This is a genomic window from Mesomycoplasma sp. (genome assembly GCF_056854695.1).
Genome location: NZ_JBXGGF010000009.1, coordinates 177,265 through 193,948, shown reverse-complemented (window position 1 = coordinate 193,948; position 16,684 = coordinate 177,265). Strand labels below are relative to the sequence as shown.

General features: G+C 26.5%; 15 protein-coding genes. 9 read left to right on the top strand and 6 right to left on the bottom strand.

The window, feature by feature from the left end; genetic code table 4:
• Positions 1-162: 162 nt before the first annotated feature.
• Both ACJHWB_RS02900 and ACJHWB_RS02895 read left to right on the top strand, forming a co-directional pair.
• Positions 163-2,814, top strand: coding sequence for an Mbov_0397 family ICE element conjugal transfer ATPase (locus ACJHWB_RS02900; protein ID WP_483133001.1), 2,652 nt, complete (start codon positions 163-165; stop codon positions 2,812-2,814).
• Positions 2,807-6,313: an Mbov_0399 family ICE element protein gene (locus ACJHWB_RS02895; RefSeq protein ID WP_483133000.1), complete on the top strand. Its 3,507-nt coding sequence runs from the start codon at positions 2,807-2,809 to the stop codon at positions 6,311-6,313. Before ACJHWB_RS02900 ends, ACJHWB_RS02895 begins: the two co-directional genes overlap by 8 nt.
• Positions 6,314-6,315: 2 nt before the next feature.
• Here ACJHWB_RS02895 and nusG read toward each other — a convergent pair whose 3' ends face one another.
• From nusG to cysS, 6 genes are read right to left on the bottom strand one after another with little or no spacing between them, the layout of a single operon-like run.
• Complete coding sequence (gene nusG / locus ACJHWB_RS02890) at positions 6,316-6,891, bottom strand: transcription termination/antitermination protein NusG (RefSeq protein WP_483132999.1); 576 nt, start codon at positions 6,889-6,891, stop codon at positions 6,316-6,318.
• A 6-nt stretch (positions 6,892-6,897) separates the two neighbouring features.
• Positions 6,898-7,155 carry a preprotein translocase subunit SecE gene (gene secE / locus ACJHWB_RS02885; RefSeq protein ID WP_483132998.1) on the bottom strand — a complete coding sequence of 86 codons (258 nt, stop codon included), beginning with the start codon at positions 7,153-7,155 and terminating at the stop codon, positions 6,898-6,900.
• Entirely contained in the window at positions 7,155-7,295 is a 141-nt protein-coding gene (rpmG, locus tag ACJHWB_RS02880) for a 50S ribosomal protein L33 (protein WP_483132997.1), read from the bottom strand. Before rpmG ends, secE begins: the two co-directional genes overlap by 1 nt.
• A 28-nt stretch (positions 7,296-7,323) precedes the next feature.
• Positions 7,324-7,866 carry a sigma-70 family RNA polymerase sigma factor gene (locus ACJHWB_RS02875; RefSeq protein ID WP_483132996.1) on the bottom strand — a complete coding sequence of 181 codons (543 nt, stop codon included), beginning with the start codon at positions 7,864-7,866 and terminating at the stop codon, positions 7,324-7,326.
• A gap of 1 nt (position 7,867) precedes the next feature.
• Complete coding sequence (gene rlmB, locus ACJHWB_RS02870; RefSeq protein WP_483132995.1) at positions 7,868-8,563, bottom strand: 23S rRNA (guanosine(2251)-2'-O)-methyltransferase RlmB; 696 nt, start codon at positions 8,561-8,563, stop codon at positions 7,868-7,870.
• A 34-nt stretch (positions 8,564-8,597) separates the two neighbouring features.
• Entirely contained in the window at positions 8,598-9,815 is a 1,218-nt protein-coding gene (gene cysS, locus ACJHWB_RS02865) for a cysteine--tRNA ligase (protein WP_483132994.1), read from the bottom strand.
• 142 nt (positions 9,816-9,957) lie between these two features.
• On the opposite strand from cysS, the gene ACJHWB_RS02860 reads away from it, so the two are divergent.
• From ACJHWB_RS02860 to ACJHWB_RS02830, 7 genes are all read left to right on the top strand, one after another.
• Positions 9,958-11,070, top strand: a complete 1,113-nt coding sequence (locus ACJHWB_RS02860; protein ID WP_483132993.1) for a DnaJ C-terminal domain-containing protein — start codon at positions 9,958-9,960, stop codon at positions 11,068-11,070.
• A gap of 39 nt (positions 11,071-11,109) precedes the next feature.
• Positions 11,110-11,778 (top strand): (d)CMP kinase, encoded by a 669-nt coding sequence (gene cmk, locus ACJHWB_RS02855; RefSeq protein ID WP_483132992.1) that lies wholly within the window; start codon positions 11,110-11,112, stop codon positions 11,776-11,778.
• 1 nt (position 11,779) lies between these two features.
• Positions 11,780-13,084, top strand: coding sequence for a ribosome biogenesis GTPase Der (gene der, locus ACJHWB_RS02850; RefSeq protein ID WP_483132991.1), 1,305 nt, complete (start codon positions 11,780-11,782; stop codon positions 13,082-13,084).
• Between the two features lie 94 nt (positions 13,085-13,178).
• Positions 13,179-13,451, top strand: coding sequence for an HU family DNA-binding protein (locus tag ACJHWB_RS02845; RefSeq protein WP_483132990.1), 273 nt, complete (start codon positions 13,179-13,181; stop codon positions 13,449-13,451).
• Positions 13,452-13,478: 27 nt separating this feature from the next.
• The gene (locus tag ACJHWB_RS02840) at positions 13,479-13,703 is read left to right on the top strand and encodes a hypothetical protein (protein WP_483132989.1); all 225 of its coding nucleotides are present in this window, start codon (positions 13,479-13,481) and stop codon (positions 13,701-13,703) included.
• An 8-nt stretch (positions 13,704-13,711) separates the two neighbouring features.
• The gene (lepA, locus tag ACJHWB_RS02835) at positions 13,712-15,505 is read left to right on the top strand and encodes a translation elongation factor 4 (RefSeq protein WP_483132988.1); all 1,794 of its coding nucleotides are present in this window, start codon (positions 13,712-13,714) and stop codon (positions 15,503-15,505) included.
• 10 nt (positions 15,506-15,515) lie between these two features.
• Complete coding sequence (locus tag ACJHWB_RS02830) at positions 15,516-16,649, top strand: MSC_0882 family membrane protein (protein WP_483132987.1); 1,134 nt, start codon at positions 15,516-15,518, stop codon at positions 16,647-16,649.
• Positions 16,650-16,684: the final 35 nt, after the last annotated feature.

The following is a 16,684-nucleotide window of genomic DNA, read 5'->3' as shown; positions in this document are numbered from 1 at the left end:
TCTCCTAAAAAAACAAGAGGAAGAAAAAAAATAGAAAAAGACGAACAAACAAAAGGAGAGCCAACTAAGAAAAGAAAAACTAAAAAAACCAAAAATTTAGAAGAAGATGGAAAACCCAACGATTAATCAAAATAAAAAAGGAAAAATAATTAACAACTTAGTATGAAACTGCAAAATAAACGAATTAAAAATGTACAAATTTATATTTTTAAACGAATTACACTTTTGGATTTACCAATATTATTAGGTTTGTTTTTTCTTGCAGCTAGTATTGGATTTAACATTGGTGAAAAAGTATTGGTTTTATGAAAAATGCTTTTAACATTTATTATTTTTACAATAACAGCAATACCGCTTGTAAAGCACTATAAAAATTGAAATTTAAAAGGTTATAAAATTTTATGATATTGCATTCTTTTTCATTCAAGACCAAAAATTTATTCTAGATTAGCCAAAAGCAATGCAAACACTCAAAATTTAGTTCCTTATATTAAATTTGAAAAAAAATTTATTAAAATTCCGGGTGGATTTATAGCCGGGATTGAGTTAAAAGGTCAAGATATTTTTAGCATTGGTTCTCAAAAAATTGAACAAATTTTAGAACAGATAACTATAGCTTTGAATGCTGTGAGCAATAAAATTACTATTATTAAAATAGCTGAACAAAATGATTTAAGTAAAAATAAAATTTTTTTGAATAAAACATTTAATATTTGTTCTGAAAAATTAAGTTTAGATTTGTGTAAAAATTATAGTCAAGATATTGTTAATTTTGATACCTATTTGCAACACAAATATTTTATTGTGATTTATGAAAAAAATATTCAAACTTTAGTTCAACAATTAAATTTATTAAGTTCTAATATTGCTATTTCAGGTTTTAAAACAAGTCAACTAACCGTTGAAGATTTATTGAATATTAATGTTAAATGCTTTAATTATTTTGATAAATTAGATAAAGAAAACTATAAATCAATTATTCAAGGTGATAGTATTTCAAAATATTTAAGTCAAGAAAAAATTCGTTGGTTTAAAAATTATTTTAAAATAAATGATAATTTTTTTTCAATTCAAAGTATAAATGAGTACCCTTTTCGATTGCCCTTAGGGTGAGCAGCACAACTTTTTGCTTCAGATAGCAACGTTATATGACATTTATCTAGATTAACTTCTCAGCAAAAAGAAGTAAGTTTTAATAGAGGAGCTAAAAATTTAGAATCTAACTTAAACGAAAACAGAAATGTAGTACTAAAATCACAAACTCAAAATGAACAAATGGCACTTGAACAAATTGTCGATGTAGCTGGTAGTTCAAAAGAAGAAATTTTTTATTCAACTTTTTTATTTTTAAATTATGCAAATTCACTTGAACAATTAAAAGAGTCTGAAACTATTAATAAAAATAATTTAAAAAACATAGGTGCAACAATAAACACACTGAAATACAGACAACTTCAAGCTTTTACTCAACTTTATTTTCGTTTTGCTAATTTGTTACATGAAGAAATTGAAATGCCAGCAAGTAACATTGCTTTTGGAGTGCCTTTTATTAGTAGAACTTTTAATGATAATAATTTCAATATTATTGCAACTTCAAAAAATGATTATAGCCCTTTATTTTTTGATCTTTTTAAACAAAATCAAGATAGAAAAAATTCTAATACTTTTATTTTAGGAACTTCAGGGGCTGGTAAATCCACAATAACAAAAAAGCTTATTACTTACAATTTGGGTGTTGATAACGCAGTTGTTGTTTTAGATCCACAAAACGAGTATTGAAAACTTGCCAATTTTACTAAAGGTAATATTATTAATTTTGGAAGCGATTCAACCACTATTTTTAACCCTTTACAAATTCAAAAAGTTTTTACTCCACAAATCAAATCTGTGAATTTATTAGAATTTAATAATTATGAAACAATAGTTTTTCATCTGCAAACCTTAGAAAAATTTTTTACAATTTTATTACCAAACTTAAAACATAATTTAATTATGTCCATTATAGAAGTTATAAATAAACTTTACAATGAATTAGGCTTTTATGAAATAAAAGAAGACATAACAACATTGGACAGTGATAAATTTCCAACAATAACTGATTTAATTTTTTTATTTAAAAAGCAAAATTTTGATTATTTGACTTCAAAAGATAAATCAATCACTCTTGCAACACTGATTTATGAATTTGAAAAACCAGGAAAATTAAGCAAATTATTTAATGGTAAATCAAGCGAATTAAATTTAGCAAAAAATTTAACTATTTTCAATGTTGCAACATTAATGCATTTAGAAAAACGTGTATATCAAGCAGGATTTTTTCTTATTTTGTCTTATATTGAAGGTCGAATTGCTAGTAATTATCATAAAGATAAAAAAATACTTTTAGTTGTAGATGAAGCTCATAAATTTATTGATGAAAATAACACAATTGCTTTAGATTTTCTTTTTAAAATATCAAAAACAATTAGAAAATACAATGGAGCAATAATGATAACCACACAAAATCCAGGAGATTTTGCAATTAGTGGAGAACAAGCTAGAAAAAGCGAAGCAATTATAGAAAATTGTCAATATTCCTTCTTTTTTAACTTAAAAAATAATGATATTGAAAAGGTAGACAAACTTTTTACTTCATCCGGTGGACTAACAACTGAAGAAAAAAGATTTCTTGCCTTAGCTCAAATAGGTGATTTTATTTTTTCCATCAATAGTAATGAGCGTTATTTATGTTCTAGCTATTTTAATGAATTAGAAAAACAATTATTTTTTGATCAAGGAAATAAGTTTGAAAAAAAGGAAGATACCAATGACTAAAAAAATAGGAATTATAACTTTAATGTCAATGCCATTAATTTTTATTTCTCAAGCCCCACTTGATATTCAAAATTTTGACCCCGATGCTTTTGATGAAGGTGGTTATAAAGAAATTAATGCAACTTTTCAACATGTTTTTCCAGGGACTTTTAAAAAGGAAAGTAATTCTTTTTCCTATTTGTGAAACCCAGGAACAGGACAAACAGAAACTAGGCGTTTTAATTCAGAATTTATTCAACAATCTCAATTTGATAATTGATTTAATCAAAATTCATTAAAAACATCATGATATCAAAATTCACACAATAACCAGTGCTATAGTTTTAAAAGTTGTAATAATTGAAATTTTTCAATAGCATCTAATTGATATTGAGAGAATTATGTTAAAAACAATAATTTTTCAATCAGAGGTGTTCGTAATTTAAATTTTTTAAAAAATGTTGATTTAAAAATTCAAATTAATAATAAAATAACTTTTGAAATAAGTAAATTTTTAAATCAAAAAGCTATTGAAAAATTTGAAAAAATTCTTAAAGAACCTACTAATTCTAATTTAAAAATTTGAGATATTAATTATAAAATTAATGTTCTAAATAGTGAAAATTACTTTTTTGATTTTTCAGCCACTCTTACATTAAAATACTCATATTATCATGTTGGTTTTAGACCTGATGCAAATTTAAAAAATTTTTTAGAAAGTTCTAAATTTGCTTTTAATAATCAAGTTGTTCCAAAAAATATACTAAATATCAATAAAAGACTTGATATCCCACTTAATCAAGTGGTTAGTTTGGAAGAACAAATTAAAAAAAGTGCTGAAGTTATTGACGAAAAATTAACAAATTTTAGTAATCAATGAAATGGTAGGTCTTATAATTCACGAATAGAATATATGGTTTTAGATAACAAAAATTTAGCTTTTGTTATTAAGTTTGATCATCCACAAAATAGACAAAGATATACATATGTTTTAAACCCCAAAGTAAAAATAGTTTTTCCTTCAACAGTTTACGAACTTTCTCAAGAACTTGAAAAAAGATTAATTCTAACACCAAATAAGGTTTATAAAGAAGATAATCATTATGAATTGGTGGATGATGAACCTAAGTTAGTAGAAGAACCACAACACCCAATTCGTAAAAATTCTTATGGTTTCAAATATGGGGGTAAGTGAGAGTTTCATAACAACGTAGATGTATCATTTTTTGCAAGCAAACAAGAAAATGAAATTTTATATATCAATGAGCAACCTGTTGATGTTTTAGATCAAAGTTTTCATTTTAATTTAGAAGATTTGAGATTATCACAAAAAGAAAGTTTCAAAAACACAAATGAATATAAAATTGAAGTAAAGCAATTTGATAAAAATTCTAATCAAGAAGAAAATGAGAAATTATTAGCAATTTATCAAATTGATGTGATAATAAAAGTTGCTAATTCTGTTTTAGATATAAAATGATTTGCTTGAAACCCAGATAAAAATATTGAACAAAAAAAATTAATAACACCATTTTTAACAGATGAAAATGGTGACTTTTTAATAGATTCTTTAGGAAATAAAATTGAAAATCCTGATTTTGACCCATTATTAGATCCTAAAACAGGAACTAAAAAGCAAATTGTTTGAGTTTCTATTGGTTCCAATTTAGATAATTTACCAAGTAATACTTTTTTTAATCAACTTCCAAGTAAAATTAAAGAATTTCAAAACCATCAAGAAACTAATTTTGGTTTTATAGCAGAAGCAAGTGTGAGTGGTAAAGGTGCTATTTTACAAGTAAATAATGCAATAGAAAATTTAGAAACTAGTAATTTTTATTATTCTATTAATGAAAATAATAAAACAAATTTGGAACTTGCGATGTTTAATAATAAAATAGCAACACCAATTAAAGTTAGTCAAAATGAAAATAATTATTTTTCTACATCTGGTATTTGGCTTTTTACATCTCAATTTCCAAAAGGAACAACATCATACAAAATTGTGGCAATTGGTCAAGAAGACAACAAGCAATTGTTTACTAATGTTTTTCAAAATCAAGTTATAACTCCTTTTTGAGAATCTGAAGCGGGCGCTAAACTAAAAAAATATTTAGTAAATAGAAAATTAAATCCTAAAACAATTGAACAGTTAAGTTATGAAAAAATTTTAATTTATTGAAAAAGTTTTATTAATCAAGAATTATTTAAAACTTTTTATAGAACAACACCAAATAAATTAGAACAAAAATGAAATATTTCAGAAATAGCTTCAGATTTTATTTCACTAAATGATAATAATGAGCCAGCTATTTCAGAGAAAAATGCTAAAAAATTGTTATCTTTGCTTTTACAGGATAACTCAAATTTAAGCAATTTAGAGTTAAATTTAACTAGATTTAGCAAAAATAATGATGGAACCTATGATTTAAAATTAGATATTACAACACTTAATCCAAAAGATAAATTTAAAAATTTGGTAGACATAGATTCGATAACTATTAGAAATTTCAAGCCAAATAACTTAAAAAATGAAGATAAAATAGAAATTGAAATAAGTCAATTAGAAGACAAAATTCAAACAAATCAAACAACTGAAGAAGTTTATAAATTACTTAAAAACATACCAAATTGAGACAAATTAGATGTTAATTTTGAAAAAGAGGGTGATATAGTAATGGCTGAATTTGTTGTAAAATCTGATTATCAAAATCAATTTTATATTTCAAAAAATAAATTATTTTGAAAAGATATTAATGATAAAATAGATGATTCAAATTTTACAAATATTTTTGAAAATTTAGATTTAAAACAAATTAATTTAACCGGAATTGATAATTTAGAACAAGCTAAAGAATTTGTTTTAAAAATGATTAATCAAAACTGAAAAAATAACAATTGAATATATGGTGTAAATTGACATATTTTAGATTTTGAAAATATTTTACTAAAAGCAATAAATAATATTGAAAAATTTGACAAAATACCACATCAAATTTTTCTATTACAACTTAGAGTTTTAGATAATCTTAACAACCAAATTTATGGTAGCACAAATATTGAATTAGTTAATATTGTTGGAAATTTAAATGTTTCTAAAGTATCAGATTTATCAAGTATTAATTTAGATAATATAACAATTAGCACTAAAAACAATCCTAATTTTGAAATAGAATTAAAAAATAAAATTAGCAATGAACTTTTAAAAAATAATTTAGATTCAACTAATTTTATTCATCTTGCAAATTTAGATGAAGTTATTAATAATTTTAAAAACAATCCAGGTTTAAAATCTCAAAGCTTAAAAATAGAACCTTTAACATTTCAATTATCAGGGAATAATAAAATAAAAATTATTAATGAAAGTGCAGAATCTTCCAAAATCACTAAACAAAAAAGTGCTTTTCTAAATAAAAAAACCTATTATTGATTAATACCAGTAGTATTATTTTCAACAATAGGTATAGGTTTTTTTATTTTTTGACTCTATAATAAATTTATGGTTAAATTTAAAAAATAAATTTAATTTACACTTATTTTTTCTAAAGTAGCAACAGGAAAATCAACTTCCGCACTACGTCCAAAAATGTTGTCTAGGCGAACACGGGCAACAGTTTTGTTATTTTCTATTTTAATAACTTGACCAATATCATCTTTAAATGGGCCGCTAATAACTTTAACAAAATCATTAATTTTAAAATCTAAAGAAATACCATTTGTTTCCTCGAATTCTTTTAATTTATTAATTCAATTTTGTTTCATTTTTTCGTATTGATTGTCTGAAATTGGTGTAGGTTTTGCTCCTTTACCATGGGAACCAATTAGACCAGTAATATATTGTGTATTTCTAACAACATATCAAGCTTGGTCAACCATTTGCATCTTAATAAAAAAGTAACCTTTAAATAAGTTGACCTCTTTTACCTTAGTTTGTGTTGAACCAGGTGCTTTTGGCACTAATTGAGGTACATCAAATTTAACAATTTCTTCAAAAAATTCTTGTAAATTTTCGTTTTTAATTCTATGTTTTAGCAATGAAATTGCTGTATCTTCCTTACCAGAAATGGTAGAAATCATATATCAATGTGGTTTGCTCATAAAATTCTAATTTATTCCAACTCCTGTGTGGTTTCATAATAGTGCTGCTGCAATTGAAATTCCAAAAAATATTAACATCAATACAATAGAAAAAATTAATACTTTAGAAACGCTTTTAAAAGTATATGATCCTTCAGGTCATTTAACTCTTTTCATTTCTTTAAAGAACAAACGGAAAAAGTAGCGTTTAGGTTTTCTAGACTTTTTTGTTTTTAAAGTTTCATTTGTTTCTTGTTGAACAGTGGCCTTGTCTATACTTTCCATTATTTTTCCTCTTTGTGTAATCTTTTAGCATTGCATTTAGAACAAAATTTTTGTAATATCAATCGCTCACTTATTGATTTGTTTGTAGAGTAATTTCTAGAATTACAAACACTACAACTCAATAAAATTTTCTTTTTCATTTTATAAAATTTTAACAAAAATTATTTTTTAAAGAATGTATTCATTGATTTTTTCTCTAAATTTTTTAATTATTTGATTAATTTTTTGCGAAGTTACTCCTGTTAATTTAGCAATTTCTTTAGTTGATTTGTTTTTTATAAAAGATAAATGAAAAATTTCTGACTCCAAACCATCTAAGTCTTTAGTTAATCTATTCATGATATCTTTTAATTCAAAATCAGAATCAAAATCATTAACATAAAAGTTTTGGGCAACAAATTCTTCATCTAAAGGAGCAGCTCAATTCATAATTTGATTATTTTTGTTTGTAAATGTGGTGCAATAACCCATCATTTGCAATTTGATATTAAATACTAAATAAGTAGATTTAGGAATCCCATAACTAGGGTCAAATTTTTCTGCTAAATCAGCGATATAATTAATTGCATGATTAAATAAATCTTCTCAAGTTAAAGGGACATGAGGAAACTTTCGAATAATTTGTTTGGCACACGATGAAATTAAATTTGCGTATGAAAGAAAGGTTTTGGTAAGTTCTTTATTATTTCTGTATTTGTCATTATCGATCATTTTATTTTCCTTTTATATTGTTATTGAAATTGAATAAGATAATTCCTGTTGCAACTGAAACGTTAAGTGATTGCACAGTCCCTTCCATAGGAATATATATACACTCATCAGCTTGATTTAACAAGGTTTTACTAATGCCTTTGGACTCATTACCAACTATTATAGCTGCTGGCAAATTAGGATGTCAATTATAGATAGAGTTACTTTTATGTTCTAATGATGAAGCATAAATCCAAAAACCTTGTTTTTTTAAGGTTGTAACAGCCGCTAACAAGGATGAAACTACAATAAATTTAAGCCCAACAAAACCTCCTGATGAAATTTTTAAAGTAACTTCAGAAATACTAGCAGCTCTGTCTTTAGGCAGAATAATATGTTTTAAACCTGCAGCATTAGCGGTGCGCAAAATAGCACCTAAATTTTGCTGATCTTGAATATGGTCTAAAATCAAAATTGCTTTAGGGAGATCCTTAGCAATTACATCCAAAGGGAAGAATTTAGCATTTTCTAAAATTCCTACAAATCCTTGGTGATTCGCCTTGGTTAGAGAGTTTAAAAACTCTGTAGTTACTAATTGAATTTTTTGATTGGTAAAAAATTTGCTATCAGTTTTTTTGCTAATATAAATAATTTTAAACACTAAATTATTACTTATTGCATCTAGTATAGAATTTTTACCACAAACAAATTTAAGCATATTTATTCTCGTTTCTTTAAAAGAGTAGATTTATTTATGAAAAAATAAATTTTTTTCATAGTTTTTCACGTAGTTTATCACTTTTTTCATAGTTTTTTTCCTCTTTAAATTTTTTTCACATTTGATAGTTTAATTTATCTTCTTCACTTAAAGAACGACTTGCAAAGCCAAAACCAAGTGTCTTAAAAACTATAGCTAAAGATCCATGATCTTTTTTTTGTAAGGCTTTGGAAATTAATGAATTAGCTACTGAAAAATTTAAGTATGCAAAATTTTTTAAAATTTCATTTACTATTTCATAGTTTGGTGTGTAATTTTCTGTTAAAAAATTATAAAAACTAACTCTATAGTTTTCTATAACTTTTTTATTATTTTTTAAAATATCATCTTTAATGTCTACAGGTGATTGAAATCCAGAAGATAAAAATAAAGATCTTAAAATATCGGGGTTATATTTTTGAGAAAAATCTTTTGCATAAATAAAGTTACCTAATGATTTAGACATTTTTTGCCCATTGTTTGTAAGACTTCCAACTCTAAGTCAATATTTTGTAATATCTTTAGAAAATAAAGCATAATGTTGAGCATTTTCATTTTCGTGATGAGGGAAAACCAAATCCACACCACCACCATGAATATCAATTGAATCACCAAAATAATTTCAAATCATGGCGCAACATTCGGTGTGTCAACCAGGTCTACCTTTACCAAAAGGTGAATTATATGTAATTCCGACTTTAGTTTTTTTTCAAAGAACAAAATCTCTATCTTTTGTATTATTTGATAATAATTTTGAAAGATTTTGTCTTGAAATTGTCCCATAATTAGACAGCTTTTCTGTTAAAAACATCAAATCTCCCTTTTCGTTTTCATAAGTAAAACCTTGTTTTTTTAAAAGAGAAATGTAGTTAATAATTTCCTCTAATTTGTCAGTTACTCTTCAAATTTTTGTAGGAAAAGAAATATTATATATTTTTAAAATTTCCAAATAACTCTGCAAATAAATGTTAGCAATATTTTCTTCACTTTGTTGTGTATTTATAGCTTTTTGAATAATTTTGTCATCAATATCTGTGATATTCAATAAAAAGTTAATGTCTTTACCCAAAAATTTTCATACTGATGTTAAAACATCAAAAATTATCATAGGTCTTAAATTCCCTATATGAACATGATCATAGACAGTTGGCCCACAAACATAGATATTTAAAGTTTTTTTTTCAGAATCTAGTAATGATTTGATTTGCTTCATTTAGTATTATTATAAAACAATCAAAATAAAAAAATCATTTATTTTTTGAGGGTTTTTAAAAAACAAAAATTTAATTTATTTTTAACAAAATATAAATTTTTTAGCACTTATACAATATTTTTGCTAAAATTAACAAACTATTATGAGCAAAAAAGATTATTACCAAGTTTTAGGTGTTTCAAAAACTGCTGACATCAGTGAAATCAAAAAAGCATATCGTGTTTTAGTTAATAAATACCACCCAGATAAAAACAATGACAAATCTGAAAGTGAAAAAAAAGTTGTTGAACAACAATTTAAAGAAGTTCAAGAAGCGTATGAAATTCTTTCCGATCCAGAAAAAAGAAGCCAATATGACCAATATGGACATCAGGCTTTTGAACAAGGTTTTGGTCAAGGTTTTGGTGGATTTTCTGATATTTTTTCAGATTTATTTTCTGGTTTTGGATTTGGTGGTTTTGGTTCTTCGCGAGCAAGACAAAATTATCCAACTGAAGGTGATGATTTAAGCGCTTCCATTCAAATTGATTTTGTTGATTCGATTTTGGGAACAAGTTTTAAACAAAAATTTAACAAATACGAAAAATGTGGAAGTTGTAATGGTACAGGTGCAAATTCACCAACTGACATCCAAGTTTGTGGAAGTTGTGGTGGATCTGGAACAATAGTTGAAAATATATCTGTTCCAGGGTTTGGACGAGTTCAAAACAAATCAGCTTGTCATCGTTGTAGTGGTCAAGGTAAAGTAATTACTCACAAATGTAGAGCATGTTCGGGACAAACATTTGTCAAAGGAACTCAAGAAGTTACAATAGATATTCCTGCAGGAATTAAAGATGGCACTAAAATTCGTATGACAGGTTTTGGTGAACCAGGTTCCAATGGTGGTCAAAATGGTGATCTTTATTTAATAGTTCGTGTTAAAGAACATAAACATTACACCCGAGCAAACAATGATATTCATATTAACTTACCAGTTTCCATTGTTGATGTAATTTCTGAAAATGTTGTAGAAGTTCCTAGTCCCACAGGGATAAAAAGCTTAAAGCTTCGTGACTCAAATAAATCAGGAGATGTTTTAACTATTGTGGGGGCTGGTGCACCAGATCCTAGAAATTCAAGAATTGTTGGTGATTTAAAAGTTCATCTTGTATTTTATGTTCCAGAATTTAATAACAAGCAAAAAGAAAAATTAAATGAAATATTTAGCGAAGTCAATGATAAAATAAAAAGCAAATGGCTTAGAGATTTTTAGTATAATATATTAAAAATAATAGAGTTTACAAGGAGCTAGATGACTAAAAAAATTAATATTGCTATTGATGGGCCTTCGGGAGCGGGTAAGTCTACCATTGCTAAAACAATAGCAAATAAATTTAATTATTTGTTTATTAACACGGGTTCTTTGTATCGAGCAATTGCTTATTATTTAAATAGCCACAAAATTAATCTTCACAACGAACATCTAGTTTGCTCTAAATGGTCTAATAGTAAATTAGACCTTAAAATGAATGGTGATATTTTTATTGAAGGTGTAAATGTAACATCTTTTTTAAGAGATGATATTATTTCTCAAAAATCATCTATTATTGCTAAATACAGTAAAATTCGTAATGATATTAACGAAATTTTAAAAAATTTTCAAACAATTAACAAAGGCGTGATTATGGAGGGTAGGGATACTACTTATAATATTATGCCAAATGCTGAACTCAAAATTTTTTTATGAGCAGATTCTAGAACAAGAGCCTTAAGGCGTGTGAAACAAAATGGTGAATTAAATTTAGAAACTAATTTAGATAAAGTTTGAAAAGAAATTGAAAAAAGAGATTACAATGATACTCATCGCCAATTAGATCCTTTGCAAAAAACAGAAGATTCTATTTTTATTGATTCAACTCATTTAAATTTTGACCAAGTTGTTGAACAAATATCTAAATTAATTAATGCGAAATTAAATTAAAATGACTAATACTGTTGCACTTATTGGTAAACCAAATGTTGGTAAATCAACACTTTTTAATAAAATTATTGGTCAAAAAATTTCTATCACAGATGCTACTCCAGGTGTTACTCGTGACAGAATTTATGGAAAAGCAACTTGAGCTGGTAAGTTTTTTAATTTAATTGATACAGGTGGAATTGAATTAGAAAATCGTAGTTTTCAAGATTTAATTCAAATTCAAGCCAAAGTTGCTATTGAAGAAGCAGATATAATAATTTTTTTACTTGACGGTCGGGCAGAAATAGATGCTGACGATTTTTTTGTTGTTGATTTACTTCGTAAATCCAACAAAAAAATAATTTTGGCAGCAAACAAACTAGAAAGTAATCAAAACTTTGACACAAGTATTTATGGTTTAGGTTTTGAAACAATTTTTCCTATTTCAGCTATTCACGGTAGCGGAATTGGTAATTTACTTGATGAAGTTTTAAATAACTTGGATTTTAGTCAAAAAACTGAAAGCAATGAAATCAAGTTATCAATTATTGGGCGTCCAAATGCAGGAAAATCAACACTTTTAAATAAACTTACCAAATCTAATCGCGCAATTGTTTCAGCAATTGCTGGCACTACTAGAGATGCAATTAAAGCTAAGTGAAAAATTGGTGATATTGACTTTGAAATTATAGATACTGCTGGGATTATTAAAAAAAGTAAAATTGCAGATTCTATTGATTTTTATGCACTTTTGCGTGCTTTTAAGGCCCTTGATGAAGCTGATATTACTTTAGTTTTAATTGATGCAACTCAAAATTTATCACATTTTGATTCTAGGGTTTGTGGGTTTGCCTTTGAAAAACAAAAACCTATAATTTTAGTAATTAATAAGTGGGATTTAATTGAAAAAGAAACTCAAACTCAAGTTGAATTTGTGAAAAAAATTCAGAAAAATTACAAATTTATTGAATGAGCGCCAATTGTTTTTATTTCAGGAAAAACTGGTGAAAAAGTCCACAAACTAGAACAAAAAATAGTTGAAGTTGTTCAAAATTTGAATAAAAAAGTTCCAACAAGTTCTATTAATCGTTTTTTGCTTGAAATTTTAACAATGCAACCACCTAGATCTGTCGCTGGTAAAAGATTAAACATTTATTTTGGTCAACAAGTCAATGGTAAAGTACCTACTTTTGTATTTAGTGTTAATGATAAGAAGTTAATTCATTTTTCATATCAAAGGTATATTGAAAATCAACTTCGTAAATATTTTGGTTTTGAGGGTTGTCCATTAAATATTATTTATAAAAATAAAGAAAAAAATAAATAACAATGTTTATTTAATTTGAAAATAATCATTAAAAAAGATAAAAAGACAATAAAATAAAGTAAAATTAATAAATTAAACAAAAAAAGGAATTATTATGAACAAAAAAGAACTTATTGAAGCTATTAGTGAAAGAACATCACTTAAATCTAAAGATATTGATCAAGTTTTAACAGAATTTTTCGCTATAACTACTGAAGTGGTTAAAAAAGAAGAAAAATTAGTAATTAATTCTTTTGGAACTTTTCAAGGGATTCACAAAGATGCAACAGAATCTATCAATCCTTTAACTCAAAGTAAAATAATTGTTCCAGCTAAAACTGTGGTCAAGTTCAAAGCTTCTAAAGCTTTGAAAGACAAAGTTGCTTAATTTAAGCTTTTAGTTAAAAATTGAATTATGAAAAAAAAGCAAAAAGTTGTTGAAACTCCAGCTTATACTAGTGTTTCGGATGTGATTTATGCTAATATGGCTAAAAATAAAATTCGTCAAAATAAACGAGGTTTTAAATTTGCCATAACTACTTTAATTGCATCTATTGCTTTAGTGCTATTATTAATTTTAGCAGTGTTAGTTTTCTATTTCAGTGACACTAGAATCAATATTTTTACCTTATTTAGATAGTTACTAAAATGGATATTAAAAAAATTCGTAATTTTGCAATTATTGCTCACATCGATCATGGAAAGTCTACGCTAGCTGACCGTATTTTAGAATTTACTAACACAATTTCAAAACGAGATTTAAAAGAACAACACTTAGATTCAATGGATCTTGAAAAGGAACGTGGAATTACTATTAAGTTAAATGCTGTTCAAATTAAATATCAGGATTACATTTTTCATTTAATTGACACCCCGGGTCATGTGGATTTTACATATGAAGTTTCAAGGTCACTAGCTGCTACAGAGGGTGTGCTTCTTTTAGTTGATGCAACTCAAGGCATTCAAGCTCAAACACTTGCTAATGTTTATTTGGCCCTTGAAAACAACCTGGAAATCATACCTATTATCAATAAAATAGATTTACCATCTTCTGATGTAGATGCAGTTAAAGCTCAAATTGAAAATATAATTGGTTTACCCACTGATAATGCTGTGCTAATTTCTGCAAAAAATGGAATTAATATTGATAAAGTTTTAGATGCTATTGTTAATAATGTTCCATCACCAAAAGATAATTCTAATAAACCTTTACAAGCATTAGTTTTTGATTCATACTTTGATATTTATCGTGGTGTGATTATTTTTGTTAGAATAGTTTCTGGTCAAATCAAAGTAGGTGATCACTTTAAATTTATGTCTAATAATAACCGTTTTCATGTTATTGAACTCGGAATTAGAAGACCAGATGAAGTGAAAAAAGATTTATTGCAAACTGGAGAAGTTGGTTGAATTGCAGCATCAATTCGAAATGCCAAAGATGTTGCAGTTGGTGATACAATAACTTTAGTTGATCAACCAGCCGCAAATCCACTTCCTGGTTATAAAAAAATGGTTCCAGTTATGTATGCTGGTTTTTATCCAACAGACTCACAGGATTATAATTTATTAAAGGATTCATTAGAAAAAATAGCTTTATCTGATTCATCAATTATTTACCAACCAGACTCATCCAAAGCATTAGGTTTTGGATTTCGAATTGGTTTTTTAGGTTTATTACATATGGAAATTTTGCAAGAAAGACTTGAACGTGAATTCAATCTTTCTGTAATCGCAACAGCTCCTTCTGTTGAATTCATTGTTCAAAAAACTAATGGTGAGTCTGTAAAGATCTCCAACCCATCTTCTTTCCCAGATCCCTCTACAATTGAATCAATTTCTGAACCATTTATTCAAGCAACTATTTTGGTACCAGATGAATATTTAGGAACCATTATGGGGCTTTGTCAAGATAAACGAGGAATTTACCAAAATTTAGAATACATTGACAATAAAAGAAGAAAAGTGGTTTATTTAATGCCACTTTGCGAAGTGATTTTTGATTTTTTTGATAAATTAAAATCACTTTCTAAGGGTTATGGCTCTTTCGAATACGAAATAATAGATTATCAAATTTCAAAATTAGTAAAACTAGACATTTTACTAAACGGACAAAAAATTGATGCTTTATCAATGATAGTTCACAAAGATTTTGCATATCCAAAAGCTAGGGATTTAACGGAACGACTTAAAGAAATTATTCCGCGACATTCGTTCGAAGTTCCGGTTCAGGCTGTTATTGGTTCTAAAGTTATTGCTCGAGAAACAATTAAAGCTTATCGCAAAGATGTTACTGCCAAATTATATGGAGGCGATGTAACTCGAAGAAAAAAACTTTTAGAAAAACAAAAAGCTGGAAAAAAACGAATGAAATCATTTGGAGTGGTAGAAGTGCCACAAGAAGCATTTTTAGCAATTTTAAAAACAAATTTTGATGACAAATAAGGAACTTTTTATGGGGTTATTTTCTAAAAAAAATAAAAAAACAAATTTATATGGACAACCAAATCCAGAAACATCTTTAAATTTTAAAAATTCACAGGAACCAGGTTATATACCACCTAATCCTAATTCCCAACAACCTTATCCTCAGCAAGGATACCCACAATATCCTTCCCAACCAAACCATGCTCAACCAGGATATCCTCAACCAAATTTTGAGCAACCTTATCCACAACAAGGGCACCCACAGTATCATTCACAACCTCGATATGCTCAACCAGCATACCCTCAACAAAATTTTCAACAACCTTACCCTCAACAAGAGTACAATAATATAAGAAATAACTTTCAAAAATCTTTTGAAAAAGAACATTTTGATTATATTCAGTTAGAACAAAATCCACAAGATCTTGCTAATGAAACTAGAAAAGAATTTATAAATAAGGAAGTTCGTAAAATTTTCGGTCGGGAAACATTTTTTTTACCTTTTAAAGCTGCCATTTTCATTGCATTCATTTTAGTTATAGTTATTTTTACACTATTGTGAAGATTTGAAAAATTACAAAGCTTACCAGCTTTTCAAAATTGAACTTATAAAGCAAGCTATGATCCTATTATAGCTATACCTGCCTTTGCTTGTGTTATATTTATTTTCTTTATGGCAAAAGCTTTTCAAGAATACTCTGCAATTAAGAAAAATATCAAACTATTTCGTAGTCAATTAGAAGCTTCTTCTCAAATTATTCAGATGCCTCCCATGATTCCTTGGCTTGCTAAAAAAGTTAATTTAAAAGAAGTAAATGCAATGTGAATGACAGGTTTATCATTAATTGTATCTATTATTTTAATTGCTTCATTTGCTGGAATTAAAAACCTGAAACCAGATTGATTAAATGGTGGTTCAAATGAATATATTGCAGCTATTGTGGTATCATCATTATTTTTTGTTATATCATTATTTTATGACCTATCCTTACGTCGTCGGATCACTAATATTGAAGCAATTTTCGGAAATGTTTACCATCAACACATTAATGTTGAATTAATTCGCTTTAAAAGACATATGCTTTGAGCAATTTTTACAATTATTTTTATATGAATTGTTCGTAGAAGAGGTAAAAAACGTAATTTTATTTCTCCAAAATAAAATAATTTAATTTTAATTAAATAAAAATTTTAAAC